The 13,624-nt window shown below is 73.6% G+C and carries 13 protein-coding genes; 3 read left to right on the top strand and 10 right to left on the bottom strand.

The window, feature by feature from the left end; genetic code table 11:
- Positions 1-133: 133 nt before the first annotated feature.
- The 3 genes from AB0D67_RS06300 to clpS all read right to left on the bottom strand — a co-directional run bounded on the left by AB0D67_RS06300 (position 134) and on the right by clpS (position 1,622).
- Positions 134-550 carry a M67 family metallopeptidase gene (locus AB0D67_RS06300; protein WP_362930534.1) on the bottom strand — a complete coding sequence of 139 codons (417 nt, stop codon included), beginning with the start codon at positions 548-550 and terminating at the stop codon, positions 134-136.
- A 137-nt stretch (positions 551-687) separates the two neighbouring features.
- Positions 688-1,221: a DUF2017 domain-containing protein gene (locus tag AB0D67_RS06295; RefSeq protein WP_362930532.1), complete on the bottom strand. Its 534-nt coding sequence runs from the start codon at positions 1,219-1,221 to the stop codon at positions 688-690.
- Positions 1,222-1,307: 86 nt separating this feature from the next.
- On the bottom strand, positions 1,308-1,622 hold the full coding sequence (clpS, locus tag AB0D67_RS06290) for an ATP-dependent Clp protease adapter ClpS (RefSeq protein ID WP_362930530.1): 315 nt from the start codon (positions 1,620-1,622) through the stop codon (positions 1,308-1,310).
- A 12-nt stretch (positions 1,623-1,634) separates the two neighbouring features.
- Between clpS and AB0D67_RS06285 the strand changes: the two genes are divergently transcribed.
- The 3 genes from AB0D67_RS06285 (at position 1,635) to AB0D67_RS06275 (ending at position 4,398) form a co-directional block, all read left to right on the top strand.
- Positions 1,635-2,948 carry a nicotinate phosphoribosyltransferase gene (locus tag AB0D67_RS06285; protein ID WP_362930528.1) on the top strand — a complete coding sequence of 438 codons (1,314 nt, stop codon included), beginning with the start codon at positions 1,635-1,637 and terminating at the stop codon, positions 2,946-2,948.
- 4 nt (positions 2,949-2,952) lie between these two features.
- Positions 2,953-3,525 (top strand): isochorismatase family protein, encoded by a 573-nt coding sequence (locus AB0D67_RS06280; protein WP_362930526.1) that lies wholly within the window; start codon positions 2,953-2,955, stop codon positions 3,523-3,525.
- 270 nt (positions 3,526-3,795) lie between these two features.
- Positions 3,796-4,398 (top strand): hypothetical protein, encoded by a 603-nt coding sequence (locus AB0D67_RS06275; RefSeq protein ID WP_362930524.1) that lies wholly within the window; start codon positions 3,796-3,798, stop codon positions 4,396-4,398.
- Positions 4,399-4,511: 113 nt separating this feature from the next.
- On the opposite strand, the gene AB0D67_RS06270 is transcribed toward AB0D67_RS06275, so the two are convergent.
- The 7 genes from AB0D67_RS06270 to AB0D67_RS06240 all read right to left on the bottom strand — a co-directional run bounded on the left by AB0D67_RS06270 (position 4,512) and on the right by AB0D67_RS06240 (position 13,515).
- Positions 4,512-6,260 (bottom strand): DEAD/DEAH box helicase, encoded by a 1,749-nt coding sequence (locus AB0D67_RS06270; protein ID WP_362930522.1) that lies wholly within the window; start codon positions 6,258-6,260, stop codon positions 4,512-4,514.
- 111 nt (positions 6,261-6,371) lie between these two features.
- On the bottom strand, positions 6,372-7,613 hold the full coding sequence (locus AB0D67_RS06265; protein WP_362930520.1) for a hypothetical protein: 1,242 nt from the start codon (positions 7,611-7,613) through the stop codon (positions 6,372-6,374).
- Positions 7,614-7,913: 300 nt separating this feature from the next.
- Positions 7,914-9,305, bottom strand: coding sequence for an MFS transporter (locus AB0D67_RS06260; RefSeq protein WP_362930518.1), 1,392 nt, complete (start codon positions 9,303-9,305; stop codon positions 7,914-7,916).
- A gap of 20 nt (positions 9,306-9,325) precedes the next feature.
- Positions 9,326-10,558, bottom strand: a complete 1,233-nt coding sequence (locus AB0D67_RS06255) for a M43 family zinc metalloprotease (protein WP_362930516.1) — start codon at positions 10,556-10,558, stop codon at positions 9,326-9,328.
- Positions 10,559-10,650: 92 nt separating this feature from the next.
- On the bottom strand, positions 10,651-10,902 hold the full coding sequence (locus tag AB0D67_RS06250; RefSeq protein ID WP_346022096.1) for a DUF3039 domain-containing protein: 252 nt from the start codon (positions 10,900-10,902) through the stop codon (positions 10,651-10,653).
- A 45-nt stretch (positions 10,903-10,947) separates the two neighbouring features.
- Positions 10,948-11,760 (bottom strand): L,D-transpeptidase family protein, encoded by an 813-nt coding sequence (locus AB0D67_RS06245; protein ID WP_362930786.1) that lies wholly within the window; start codon positions 11,758-11,760, stop codon positions 10,948-10,950.
- 162 nt (positions 11,761-11,922) lie between these two features.
- On the bottom strand, positions 11,923-13,515 hold the full coding sequence (locus AB0D67_RS06240) for a DHA2 family efflux MFS transporter permease subunit (protein WP_362930513.1): 1,593 nt from the start codon (positions 13,513-13,515) through the stop codon (positions 11,923-11,925).
- Positions 13,516-13,624: the final 109 nt, after the last annotated feature.

The raw sequence follows: 13,624 nt of genomic DNA, 5'->3' as shown, positions 1-13,624 counted from the left end.
ACGGGCGCCAGGCCCGTGTGCCGGGCCCGCGCGCAGGGACGTGACAGCATGTCGGTCCTCCTGGCTCGGGTCGATGGTCGGCGTGCCCAGTTTATCGAAAAGGATGATTACGCCATATGCCGGTGCCGCATGGTCACGCGGGGACGATCTTCACTTCTTCCTCCTCCACCACGCCGTCGATGATCCGGTAGGAGCGGAACTCCGCGTCCTCCCCCAGCTCCTCGCGGGTGGAGACCAGCACGTAGTGGGCGCCGGGCTCGGAGGCGTAGCTGATGTCGGTGCGCGAGGGGTACGCCTCGGTCGAGGTGTGGGAGTGGTAGATGACCACCGGCTCCTCGTCGCGGTCGTCCATCTCCCGCCAGACGCGGAGCTGCTCCATCGAGTCGAAGCGGTAGAAGGTGGGCGACCGCTCGGCGTTCTCCATCGGGACGAACCGCTCGGGTGTGTCGGAACCGGCCGGACCGGCGATCACCCCGCACGCCTCGTCCGGGTGGTCGGCCCTGGCGTGGGCGATGATCCTGTCAGCCAGTTCCCGAGAGATCGTGAGCATGCCTGGAAGGTACCAGAGCGCCCGGGAGGACCCGCGTCGTGACCTGGGGAGGGAACCGGGGAAGGGAGCCGGGGACGCCCGGACCCCTCCGGGTAGGGGACGCCGCCGCCGGGACGCGCCCTGGGGCCACGGGCCCGTCAGAGGGCGCGGACCAGGGTGTCCTGCAGGTAGGTCAGCCAGTCGTAGGTGACGTACGCCGGGTAGCGGGGGTCGTCCTCGGCGAGCTCGGCGAACTCCTCGTGGACGTCCTCGGTCACCTCCAGGCGGGTGCCGAGTGCCAGCCGTACGTCGTTGAGGGCGCGCAGCCACGAGTGGGCCTGCTCGCGGGTGAGCTCGACCCGGCCGGGCGCGGCGCTGTCGAGCATGGTCCGGGCGTCGGTCCGTTTGCCGTCGCGCAGGGTGGCCTCGGTGTAGCGGCGGAAGTCAGCGGCGGCCTCCCGGTCGTCCTCGTACGCCGAGGGGAACAGCCGGGCCAGCACCGGGTCGCCGGACGGCTCGGACGGCGTGGAGGGCCCGATACCGAGGGCGCGCTCCAGGGGGTCGTCGCCGGTCTCGGGGGGCTCGATCAGGTCGAGGATCTGGGCCGCGAGCGAGCGCAGGATCGAGACCTCGGCGTCCTCGAAGACGGCGATCACCCCGCCCTCGTGTCCCCGTCTGAATCCCGAACTCACCGGCCGCCTGCCTTCACTCGCCTGTCCTCACTCGTCCGCCCGCCGCCGGGCGGTCCCCGCGACGGGCCCGCAAGGAGCCCGGCGGCTCACGAGTCGTGCTGCACCGTGGCCCACAGGCCGTAGGAGTGCATGATCTGCGCGTCGCGTTCCATCTCCTCGCGGGTGCCGCTGGAGACCACGGCCCTGCCCTTCTGGTGCACGTCGAGCATGAGCTTCTCGGCTTTCTCCCGCGAGTAGCCGAAGACGGTCTGGAAGACGTACGTGACGTAGGACATGAGGTTGACCGGGTCGTTCCAGACGACGGTGACCCATGGCAGGTCTGGCCGGACGTCCGTCTCCGGACGCTCGACCTCCATCGGAGCGATGCCACCCACAGGAACAGTCTGCCCTACCGTCCCCATAGTCTTCGAATCGTGAGTACTTCCACGAGCACCGCGCTGCTGACCGACCACTACGAGCTGACGATGCTGCAGGCGGCGCTGCGCAGCGGGGCGGCGTCCCGCCACGCGGTGTTCGAGGTCTTCGCCCGGCAGCTGCCCGGCGGGCGGCGGTACGGCGTGGTGTCCGGGATCGGCCGGGTGCTCGACGCGGTGGAGGACTTCCGGTTCGGCGACGAGGAGCTCGCGTTCCTCCGGGACGGCGAGGTGGTGGACGAGCCGACCCTCGACTTCCTGGCGGGCTACCGCTTCTCCGGCGACGTGTACGGCTACCGCGAGGGCGAGTGCTACTTCCCCGGCTCCCCCATCATGACCGTGGAGGGCACGTTCGCCGAGGCCGTCCTGCTGGAGACGGTGATCCTGTCGGTCCTCAACCACGACTGCGCGATCGCCACCGCCGCAGCCCGGATGGTGCGCGCCGCGGCGGGGAGGCCGATCATCGAGATGGGCTCGCGCCGTACCCACGAGAGGTCCGCGGTCGCCGCCGCGCGCGCCGCCTACCTCAGCGGCTTCTCCTCCACCTCCAACCTGATGGCCGGCCACCTGTACGGCGTGCCGACCGCCGGGACGGCGGCCCATGCGTTCACGCTGCTCCACGACTCCGAGCGGGACGCCTTCCAGGCGCAGATCGTCTCGCTCGGCGCGGGCACCACGCTGCTGGTGGACACCTACGACGTCGCCGAGGCGGTGCGGACCGGCGTGGAGCTGGCCGGTCCCGAACTGGGCGCGGTGCGGCTCGACTCCGGCGACCTGTGCGAGGTCGCGACGGAGGTCCGCGCGCAGCTCGACGCGCTGGGCGCGCACAAGACCCGGATCATCGTCACCAGCGACCTCGACGAGTACGCCATCGCGTCGCTGGCCTCGGCCCCGGTGGACGGCTACGGCGTCGGCACGTCCCTGGTCACCGGCTCGGGGGTGCCGACGGCCGCGATGGTGTACAAGCTCGTCGCCCGCGAGGACGCCTCCGGGGTCCTCGCGCCGGTGGCCAAGAAGTCGGTGGGCAAGCCCAGCCGCGGGGGCCGCAAGCGCGCCTTCCGGCGGCTCGACGCCTCCGGTACGGCGGACGCCGAGCTGGTCTTCACCTCCGGGCGGGAGGCCGGGGACGCCGGGCCGCTCCAGGTTCCGGGCGCCCGGCCGCTCCAGGTGCCGCTGGTGCGCGGCGGCGAGGTCGTCGGCCGCGAGAGCCTGGAGGCGTCGCGTGCCTGGCACCGCGAGGCGCTGGCGGAGCTTCCCTCGGACGCCCACCATCTCTCCCGGGGAGACGCGGTCCTTCCGACCGTGTTTGACTAGCTTCGTGACGAATGCACTGATCATCGTCGATGTCCAGAACGACTTCTGCGAGGGCGGCAGCCTCGCGGTGAGCGGCGGGGCTGAGGTGGCCGCCGCCGTCTCGCGGCACGCCGCCGCCCACCGCTACGACCACGTGGTGGCCACCCGCGACTTCCACGTGGACCCCGGCCCGCACTTCGCCGCCGAACCCGACTACGTCGGCTCCTGGCCCGCGCACTGCGTCGCCGGGACGCCGGGGGCGGAGTTCCACCCGGCCCTCGACGGCTCCCTCGCCGAGGAGGTGTTCAGCAAGGGCGCCCACGCCGCCGCCTACAGCGGCTTCGAGGGCGCCGCGCCCGACGGCACCCCCCTGGGCCGCTGGCTCGCCGACCGCGGCGTGGACTCGGTGGACGTGGTCGGCATCGCCACCGACCACTGCGTGCGCGCCACGGCGCTGGACGCGGCGGCGGGCGGGCTGGCCGTACGGGTGCTGCTCGACCTGACCGCGGGGGTGGCCCGGCCGACCACGGAGGCGGCGCTGGCCGAGCTGCGCGCCGCGGGGGTCGAGCTCAGCGGCGAACCGGTGGTCGGCGCCTGAACGGCGGGGCGCCCGCCGGGGAGGCGCGCCCGTACCGGGGACCGGTCCCGCGCCCAGGCGGCGCGGCCGCCCCCCGGGGTGACGCCCCGATGACCGGAGGCCGGTCCCGCGCCCGAACGGCGCGGCCGTTCCCCGGGTCCCCGGGGGTGAAGGCCCCGGTGATCCGTTCGTAAAGGACGGTCACGGAACGTCCAAGGCCGACACCACCGGCCGTGGCAGGAGTATCACGGAGAGCGGAAACGCTCTTCGATCTCACGGTGGTGTCCGCCCATGCTGCTGCTCGGTGTCTCCTGGCTGGTCCTGGCCCCCCTGTCCCTGTGGCTGCTGGTGCGCGGCCGGGGCTCGGCCCGGGCGGGGGCGGTGTGCGCGCTGGCCGGGCTGGAGGCGGTCACCGTCTGGGTCAACGGCGGCGGCCCGGGGGCGGCCGTGCCCCGGGACACCGTGGCCGTGGCGGCGGCCGGGCACGCGATCGCCCCGGGCACGGCCGGGCACGCGGGGGTCCACCTCCGGACGGCCGGGCCGGCGCGGCCCGCCGTACCCTGCGCCGCCCGGCCCGTCGTGCCGGAGCGCGCGGCACTGGTCCGCCGCGCGGGCGAGCCGCGGGCGCTGCGGCTGTTCTGGCCGGCCACGGCGGACGAGTGCGGCACCGCCACCGTTCTCCTGCGCCGGGAGGGCCGGGAAGGACACGAGGTGCGGATCTGGCTGAACGAGGGCGCCCTGGAGCACCGTCCTGCCCGAGCCAGGACCGTCCCGGTGGCCGTGTCGGACGGCGTCGCCTCCGTGCGGGCGCGCCTGGCCCCGCCGCCGGTCCGGGGCAGGCTGCGGACGGTGGACGGCCGCAGCGGCCTCCTCATCGCCCTCGACCGGGCCTGACCGCCGCCGAAGCCGGGACCGGGTGAGCCGGGCCCGGAGCGGTCCGGGTGAGCCTGGACCGGGGCGGGTCCGGCGTCAGAGCGGGCCCACCCCGGGAAAGCCGGGGCGGAGGGTCAGCGGCGCTGGGTGGCCCACTGGCGGATCCGGGCGATCCGCTCCTGGACCTGCTCGGCCGTGGCCTGCGCGATGGCCGGGCCGCCACAGGCCCGGCGCAGCTCCGCGTGGATGACGCCGTGCGGCTGGCCGGTGCGGTGGTTCCACGCCCCCACCAAGCCGTTGAGCTCGCGGCGCAGCTCGGCGATCCGCTCGTGCGGGGCGAGCTCCGTCTCCTTGGGCTCGGGGGCCTTGCGCTGGGCCCTGAGCTGGTCGGACTGGCGCTTGCTCAGCAGGGTCCGCACCTGGTCGGGCTCCAGCAGACCGGGCAGGCCGAGGAAGTCCTCCTCCTCGGGCGAGCCGGGCTCGGCGGCGGTGCCGAACTCGCCGCCGTCGAACAGCACCCGGTCGAAGGTGGCGACCGCCTCCAGGGTCTCGAACGGCAGCTCGTCGCCGACGACGTCGGGGTTGTCCTTCGTGCGCTGGGCGTCCTCCAGCAGGAAGTCGTCGAGCCCCTCCTCGGCCGGTCTGCGGTCGAGGACGTGGTCGCGCTCGGCCTCCATCTCCCCGGCCAGGCCCATCAGCGTGGGCACCGAGGGCAGGAACACCGACGCGGTCTCCCCCCGCTTCCTCGCCCGGACGAAACGGCCGACGGCCTGGGCGAAGAACAGCGGGGTCGAGGTGCTGGTGGCGTACACCCCGACCGCCAGCCGGGGGATGTCGACGCCCTCGGAGACCATCCGGACCGCGACCAGCCAGCGGTCCTGCGAGGTGGAGAACATCTTGATCTTCTTGGACGCGTCGGGGTCGTCGGACAGCACGACCGTGGCGCCCTCGCCTGTGATCGAACGGATGTGCCGGGCGTAGGCGCGGGCCGTCTCGTGGTCGGTGGCGATCACCAGGCCGCCCGCGTCGGGGACGCCCCGGCGCACCTCGGTCAGCCGCCGGTCGGCCGCGTGGAGCACCTGCCGGATCCAGTCGCCCTTGGGGTCGAGCGCGGCCTTCCACGCCTGGCCGAGCTGGTCCTTGGTGAGCGGGGTGCCGAGTGTCGCGGCGATCTCGTCGCCGGCACGGGTCCGCCAGCGCATCTCGCCGGAGTAGGCGAGGAAGATCACCGGGCGGACCACGCCGTCGGCCAGCGCCGGGCCGTAGCCGTAGGAGTAGTCGGAGACGCTGCGCCGGATGCCCTCGCCGTCCTCGGCGTAGGTGACGAACGGGATGGGGTTGACGTCGGACCGGAACGGCGTGCCGGTCAGCGCCAGGCGCCGCGCGGCCGGCTCGAACGCCTCGCGCACGCCGTCGCCCCAGGACTTCGCGTCGCCCGCGTGGTGGATCTCGTCGAAGATGAGGAGGGTCTTGCGGGCCTCGGTGCGCGCGCGGTGCAGCGCCGGGTGCATCGAGACCTGCGCGTAGGTGACGGCCACCCCGACGTAGTCGCGCGAGGTCGCGCCCTGGCTGTTCTTGAACTCGGGGTCGATGGCGATGCCGACCCGGCCCGCGGCGTCCGCCCACTGTCTCTTGAGGTGCTCGGTGGGTGTGACGATCGTCACAGCCTTGATGATCCCCCGCGACAGCAGGTCGCTCGCGATGCGCAGCGCGAAGGTGGTCTTGCCGGCGCCGGGCGTGGCGACCGCGAGGAAGTCACGCGGCGCGCGGCGGCAGTAGAGGTCGAACGCCTCCTGCTGCCAGGCACGGAGCTTCGGCGCGGTGCCCCAGGCTGCGCGGTCGGGGTACGAGGGGGACAGGTGGGATGCGGCGGAAGTGCTCACAGTGTCACCAGCGTAATCTGAGTCGCCGACAGGACGTGCCGATCCGGTGAGATGCTCGCCAATATCGCCTCCGGGTGCTAAAGGGCTCCGGACACCGTACGGCGCCGCCCCCTAGCGGATCCCGGCCACCACCGTGTCGATCTCGGCGCGGGTCCGGGGGTCGTCCGGCTGGGCGGCGGCGAGCACGACGACCGGCGGTCCCGTCCGGCCGGTGAGGAACATCACACGCAGGTAGGCCGGGCGGTTGACCACGTCCCTGTACTCCGCCCGCAGGGTGCGGCTGTAGCCCGTCCTCCCGCCCACGGTGACCTCCCGGTCCTCGGTGACCTTCACCTCGTCGCCGTGCAGCAGCAGCCTGCCGTACAGGTCGGCGAGCCGGACCGTCTCCTTGCGCGCGTCGGTCACCGGATCGGCGGGCCTGGTCAGCACGGTCACCAGCCCGTCCCGGCCGGCCACGGAGGTGAACCCGGTGACCGGCGGCGGGCCGCCCGTCCGCCAGCCCTCGGGCAGCGGGTAGCGCACTCCGGCGGCGGGGTCGCTCACCGCGGCGGGTCCCGAGGACGACGGCAGGGTCCGCAGCAGGAGCGCGGCCCCCCAGGCGACGGCCCCGCCGGCGACCAGTACGGCCAGCAGCACGAGCAGGACGCGGCGCAGCGGGCCGGGGACGCGGGCCTGGGCGGGGGCGGCGGGCGCGCCGTACAGGCGGGCCGACGGCGGCAGGTCGTCCTCGCGCGGCACTCCTGCGGGCCCGCCGTACCAGCGGGCCGGGGAGGGGAGGTCGTCCTCCTTGGGCTCCCCCGCGTGCCGTGCCCGGCGGGGCCGGGCGGGCGGAGGCGGAGGCGCGGGCTCCTCGGCGATCCGGGCTCGCTCCCCGGCGAACCGGGCGTCCCCGGGCCGGGCCCGCTCCTCGGGCCGCCGGGGCCGTCCTTCCCCGGGCCGTTCCCCGGGCCGGGCGCGGTGCTGGCCCCGCCGCCCGCGCTCCTCCGGCGGCCACACCCGGCTGTCGCCTCCGGAGCCCTCGGAGCCCCCGGAGTCCTCAAGACCACCGGAACCCTCGCGGCCTGCGGAGCCTCCGGGGTTCCGGGCCCCCTCGGCGTCCCGAGCGTCCCGCGGCTTCGAGGAGTCCCGGGCGTCACGGGAACCCCGGAGTCCCCGGAACATCCGGAACCCCCGGAAGCCCGGGGGGTCGTGGTCGTCCGGCGTCCAGAACTCCTCGAAGTCCCGGGGCGCCCCCAGCTGGCGTCCGGGGGCGGGGGACCCGGCGGGACGCGAGGGTCCTTCAGGTTCCTCCGGGGGGTGCGGGCGCCCGCCGGGCTCCTCCGGCTGCCACGCCCGGCGAGGCCGTTCGCCCACGACGACTCCCTCCGGTGGTCACGGTCATCCCGTCCTACCATGCCTTCCGGAGGGCGATCAGGCCATAGACCGATCGGGAACCGCCGCGCTCCTCCCTGGCCTTCCGGACGTCCGTACGGCTCGTACGGAGATCAGGCCGTGGACCGACAGGGGGAAGCGCCGCGGCCGGGCGCGGACGCCGCCGGAGGGGCAGCCGAGGCCCGGAGGCGGGCTCTCCGAGGCCGCCGCGATCAGGAGGCAGGCTCTTCCGGGGCGCGGCGGTCAGGAGACGGGCGCGCGGTCAGGAGACGGGCGCGGCGTTCAGGAGACGGGCTCGCGCATGCGCACGGCGATGATCGTGCCGAACAGCCCCACGGCCGCCGTCAGGATGACGATCATGGCGTATCCGGTGGCGATGTCGTCGTGGCCGACCAGGTTGATCAGGACGCCGCCGAACCCGATCATGAGCGCGCTGCCCAGGGTGTCGACGACCTGGAGGGCGGCGGAGTTCGCCCCCTGCTCCTCGTCGGGAGACTGGCGCATCGCGGTGACGCTGATGCTCGCGACGCCGACGCCCATGCCGAACCCGGCGATGATCCAGGCGGGCACGTCGATCCACCCGGTGACGCCCGGCACCAGCGACAGCAGGGTCGCAAGGATGCCGGCGGTGACCGCGGCGGCGGCGATCCGCACCAGCAGGGCGCGGTCGTAGTCGCGGCGGCTCTGCAGGTAGGAGCCGGTGGACCAGCCCAGCGCGCCGGTGGTGAGGGCGATCCCGGCCTCGGCGACGCTGAAGCCGCGCACCGAGGTGAGCACCAGCGGAATGAAGGAGTTGACCCCGAAGAACGCCGAGGACAGCAGGCCGCGCATCATGATCGTGGTGGGCAGGCCGCGGCCGAACCGCAGCGCCCCCACGGGCAGCAGCCGGGGCAGGCCCGCGACCAGTCCGGCCAGGCCCACGGCGGTGGCGACGCCGCCGACGACGGGGGCGGTGTGCAGGCGGTCCACGCCGTACAGCAGAACACCGGCGCCGGCGGCGGTGGCCGCCGCCGACAGGGTCATCGCCAGCGGCCGGGAGCGGGGACCGGTGGCGGGCACGGGCGCCGGGCCCCCGCCGGTGCGCAGCGCGGGCAGCAGCATGAGCATCGCCGGGATCACCAGCGGCACGATGCCGTAGAAGACCCAGCGCCAGCTGAACACCTCGGCGATGGCGCCGCCGACGCTCGGCCCGATCATCGCGGGCAGCACCCAGGCCGCCGACAGCGCGGCGAACACCTTGGGCCGGACCACCGGGGGGTAGACCCGGGCGATCATCACGTACGTCGCCACGATGGTCGCGCCGCCGCCCAGGCCCTGTACGGCGCGGGCCACGATGAACAGCTCCTTGGAGCCGGCCGCGCCGGCCAGGGCCATGCCCGCCACGAACAGGCCGACGCCGAGGAGGAACGGCGCCGCGTGCCCGCGCCGGTCGGACCACAGCCCCGCGACGACGTTGGCGAACAGGCCGGCGATGAGGAAGGCGGAGAAGCTCATGCCGTACAGGTCGAGCGCGTGGAGGTCCTTGGAGACCGCCGGCATGATCGCACCGACGGACATGCCCTCGAACGCGATGAGCGTGACGACGAGCAGGATGCCGAACGAGGCGGTGCGGTATGCGGGGCCGAAGATACGAGGGGGTTCGTACGGAGTCTCAACCGTCTTCGGTACTGTCACCTGACAAGGGTAGTGTCCCGCTACGACCGGGCGGGCGGTGCCTGCCGGTACGGCGTGCCCGGCTCCGGCCCGGCGGCCCGCGCCCGTTCGCGCATCGTCCCGGCCTCCGGCTCCGGCACGGCGGCCCGCGCCCGTTCGCGCATCGTCCCGGCCTCCGGCCCCGCGGCCGGCGCCTGCCGGTGCGTCGCCTCGGGCTCCGGCCCGGCGGGCGGCGTCCGCCGGTACGCCGTCCACATCTCCCGCATCCTGGTCGCCTGGCCCTCGGTGAACCCCGACATGCACCGGTCGTGGGTGTAGTCCATGAAGTTGTGCACCGGGTCCGCGCCGTCGCCCGCGCAGGTGTCCTTGCGCACCGGGCAGCCCTGGGTGGGGAGGCCCTCGGACGGGGTGTCGTCGACGGTGTCGCCCAGCGGCAGGCAGCCGTTCTCGAAGGTGTGCAGCAGCCCGAGCCAGTGGCCGATCTCGTGGACCCCGGTGAAGCCGAGTCCGAAGTCGCGCAGCGAACCGCCCGGCAGGGTGCGCCAGTCGAGGACCACGCCGTCGCCCGCGGGGTCGCCGGCGTACCAGTACGGGTAGGTCGAGTAGCCCAGTACCAGGCGGCCGAGCTGGGCGATGTAGAGGTTGAGGGTCTCCGGCCCGCCCCGGCGCATCCGCTCCAGCGTCGCCAGACGGCCCAGCGGGTCACGGAACAGCACGGGATCGTCGGTCCGGGTCAGGCCGTCGAGGCGGAACTTGATCCCGGTGTCGGCCCCGCCGTACCGCCCCCCGTAGGCGGCGTTGAGCGTGGCGATCTGGGCGCGCACCGCGTCGTCGGGCGCGCCGAGGGAACCGGCGGTGATGACGTGCGCCTGGACGGATACCGTGACGGGGGTCCAGCTCAGGCCCGCCGGACGCGGCAGCCTCGCCTGGCGTGCCCGCAGGTCGGCCAGCATCTCCTCGGCCTGGACCCGGCCGGAGCCGTGCGATTCGACGGGCGCGCCGGGGAGCGGCGCCCGCGCCCGCGCGGCCTCGCCCCGCACGCCGGGGAACGGAGCCCGCGCCCGCGTGCCCGGAAACGACTCCCGGACCCGGGTGTTCTCGGCCGGCGCGCCGGGGAACGGCGCCCGTACGGCCGGCATGCCGGGGACCGGAGCCCGCGCGGTCTCGGCGCACCGGGCCGGTCCGGCCACCGCGGACGGCCGCGACGGTGCGCCGGGAGCGGAGCCCGCCGCCGACACGCACATCACGAGAACGGCGATCGCGCGCCGAGCCATGCACTCCCCCGACAGGTCACCCCGGCCGGTCGTTCGCCGTCCGGCGAGAACCGACCTTAGCCTGACCTGCGGCGATCAGCCGCGAGCAACACTCACTCGCCGCCGGAGTCCTCACCCTTGGGGAGGCCCTCGTAGATCTCCTTGCACTCGGGGCAGACGGGGAACTTCTGCGGGTCGCGGTTGGGCACCCAGACCTTCCCGCAGAGCGCGCGCACCGGGGTGCCGCTCAGCGCGCTCTCCATGATCTTGTTCTTCTCGACGTAGTGGGCGAACCGCTCGTGGTCGCCGTCACCGTGCGAGAGGTTCGGCCGGACGTCGCTCTCAGGGAGAATCTTCGTGCTCACCCTGCAGATTTTATGCCCGCATCCCACCGGTCGCCGCTCCGGCGCTCATCGGCGGCCGTCCGCGTCCCGATCCGTGCCTCGATCCGTGCCTCGATCCGTGCCCCGATTTGCGTCCCGATCCGTGCCCCGATCCGGGAGACGGTCCCGCTCCGGCGCGGGCCGGCGGACGTGGACCGGCTCCCCCGGCCGCGCCAGGCGGAAGAGCGGCACGGCGTTGTTCAGGGGTATGCGGGCGCAGCCGTGGGAGGCGGGGTAGCGCGGGACGAGCGTGGAGCCGTGGATGGCGATGCCGCCGTTGAAGTAGACGGGGTAGTACATCGCGCCCAGGTAGCCCATCGACCAGCCGCGCACCCGCTCCCCCACCCGGAAGTCGCCGGGCGGGGTGTCGGCGAACCCGCAGTGGCCGCGTTCGCAGTAGGACCGCTCCGCGCCGGTGGACACGTGGCTGACCAGCACGGGTCTGCCGCGCCGCCAGACGGTGAGGAGCTGGCGGCGCAGGTCGATCTCCACCCTCGACGGCTCCCCGTCGCGCACCAGCGGCCTGATCCGCGCCGGATGGACCAGCGCCCGCCAGGTGGCGGTGTCGATACGGTCCAGCGGGCGCATCCCGTTGGCCTTCTGGAAGGCCCATACGGCCGTGCGCATGCCGGAGTCGTAGACGGGGGTGGGCGGGCCCGCGTTGAACCCCAGCCCGTTGAGCCGCTTCTTCACCGCGACGATCTCCCGGCCGAGGCCGGCGCCGTCGCCGAACCTCAGGACGGGCGGCCCCGGCGCGGGGACGTCGCGGGAGTTCCGGGAGGGTACGGTTCCGGCACGAGCCGGACCGGGGGCGAGGATCGCCGTGGAAACGGTGATCATCACTGTGATACGGAAACAGTGGGTGATCGTTCTCATGTCTGACGTCTAACCGTTCATGGGGACTTCCAATCCCCTTCCCGATCGCGTCGCCGCAGCTCAGAGCCACGAAACGGGTACGGCTCCCCGCCCCGGCGGATGGGGAGCCGTACCGGGTCCGGCGGGTCAGCCCATGTGGATCGGGGCGTCGGCGGTCTTGCGGCCCGCCCTGACGAACAGGGCGAACACCGCGGCGAGGACCGCGACCGCCGTGCTGACCGTGAAACCGAGGTGCATGCCGTCCAGGAAGGACAGGTGCGAGACGTCGGTGATGCCCCGGATGACCTGCTCGGGCACGCCCGGCATCTGCTGGGCGGTGGGCGCGCCGCCGTATTGGGCCAGTGCCTTCAGCGGTTCGGCCTGCTCGGGCGGCAGCGCCGGGAGGCCGGTGTCGGCCCAGTGCCGCGGGTAGACGTCGGCGACCCGGGCCGAGACGATCGCGCCGAGGATCGCGGTGCCGAGCGCGCCGCCTACCTGCATGGCCGACTGCTGGACGCCGCCCGCGACGCCGCTGAGCTCCTCGGGCGAGTTGCCGACGATGATCTCGGTGGCGCCGACGAAGACCGGCGAGAGCCCGAAGGCCAGCAGCACGAACGGGATCGCGCTGTCGATGAAGGCGGCGTCGAGGCTGAGCCGCGACAGCAGGAACATCGCCAGGGCGGTGACGAGCATGCCACCCGAGATCGTCACCCTGGGACCCAGCTTGCCGATCAGCACGGCGGCGAGCGGTGAGGCGAAGATCATTCCAGCGCTCATCGGCAGCATGCGCAGGCCCGAGTCCATGGGCGAGAGCCCGTGCACGCCCTGGAAGAAGAACGTCAGGAAGAACATCGCGCCGAACATGGAGAACGCGACCAGCACCATCAGGCCGGTGCCGATGGAGACCGAGGCGTTGCCGAAGAGGCTGAGCGGCAGCAGCGGTTCGGCGGCGCGGCGCTGCCACCACACGAACACGGCGCCGAGCACCACGGCGGCGGCCAGGAAGCCGATGGTCAGCGGGTCGCCCCAGCCCCATTCGGGGGCCTTGATGATGGCCCAGACCAGGGAGAACATCGTGAGTGACAGCAGCAGGACGCCCAGCCAGTCGACCTTGGACAGGGTCTGCGCCCTGCTCTCGACGAGCACCCACAGGCCCATGGCCAGGGCGACGGCGCCGACCGGGACGTTGATGAAGAAGACCGACTGCCAGCTCACGTGCTCGACGAGCAGGCCGCCGACGATCGGGCCGGCGGCGCTGGACAGGCCGATGATGCCGCCCCAGGCGCCCATCGCGGTCTTCAGCCGCTCACCGGGGAAGGCGACGCGCAGCAGCGCGAGCGCGGCGGGCTGGAGCATCGCGCCGAACAGGCCCTGGAGCACGCGCAGCGCGATCAGCATGCCGACCGAGGAGCTGAGGCCGATCGCGAGCGAGGAGAGGGCGAAGCCGGCGACCCCGACCAGGAAGATCATCTTGTGCCCGAACAGGTCGCCGAGCTTGCCCGCGGTGATCAGGAACACCGCGAGGGCGAGCAGGTAGCCGCTGGTCACCCACTGGAGGTCGGCGAGGGACGCCTTCAGGTCCGTGGCGATCACCGGGTTGGCGATGGCGACGACGGTGCCGTCGAGCATCACCATGATCACGCCGAGCGAGACCGCGAGGAGGGTGAGCCACGGATGCCGTTGAACCGGCGGCGGATCGACGTCGGGCGACGGCGCGGTCACCGTCTCGGCTTCTGCCATGGATAATTCCCCCTTGCGCTCGGCCGCCCCGGATGAGGCGTCATACGGGGGTAATTTATGGCAGTCACTGACAACTGGCAAACCGCTTACTTTGTCACCCAGTGACGTG

The sequence above is a fragment of the Streptosporangium sp. NPDC048047 genome (assembly GCF_040653115.1).
Classification (GTDB): Bacteria; Actinomycetota; Actinomycetes; order Streptosporangiales; family Streptosporangiaceae; genus Streptosporangium.
This window is presented reverse-complemented; position numbering and strand designations above follow the sequence as displayed.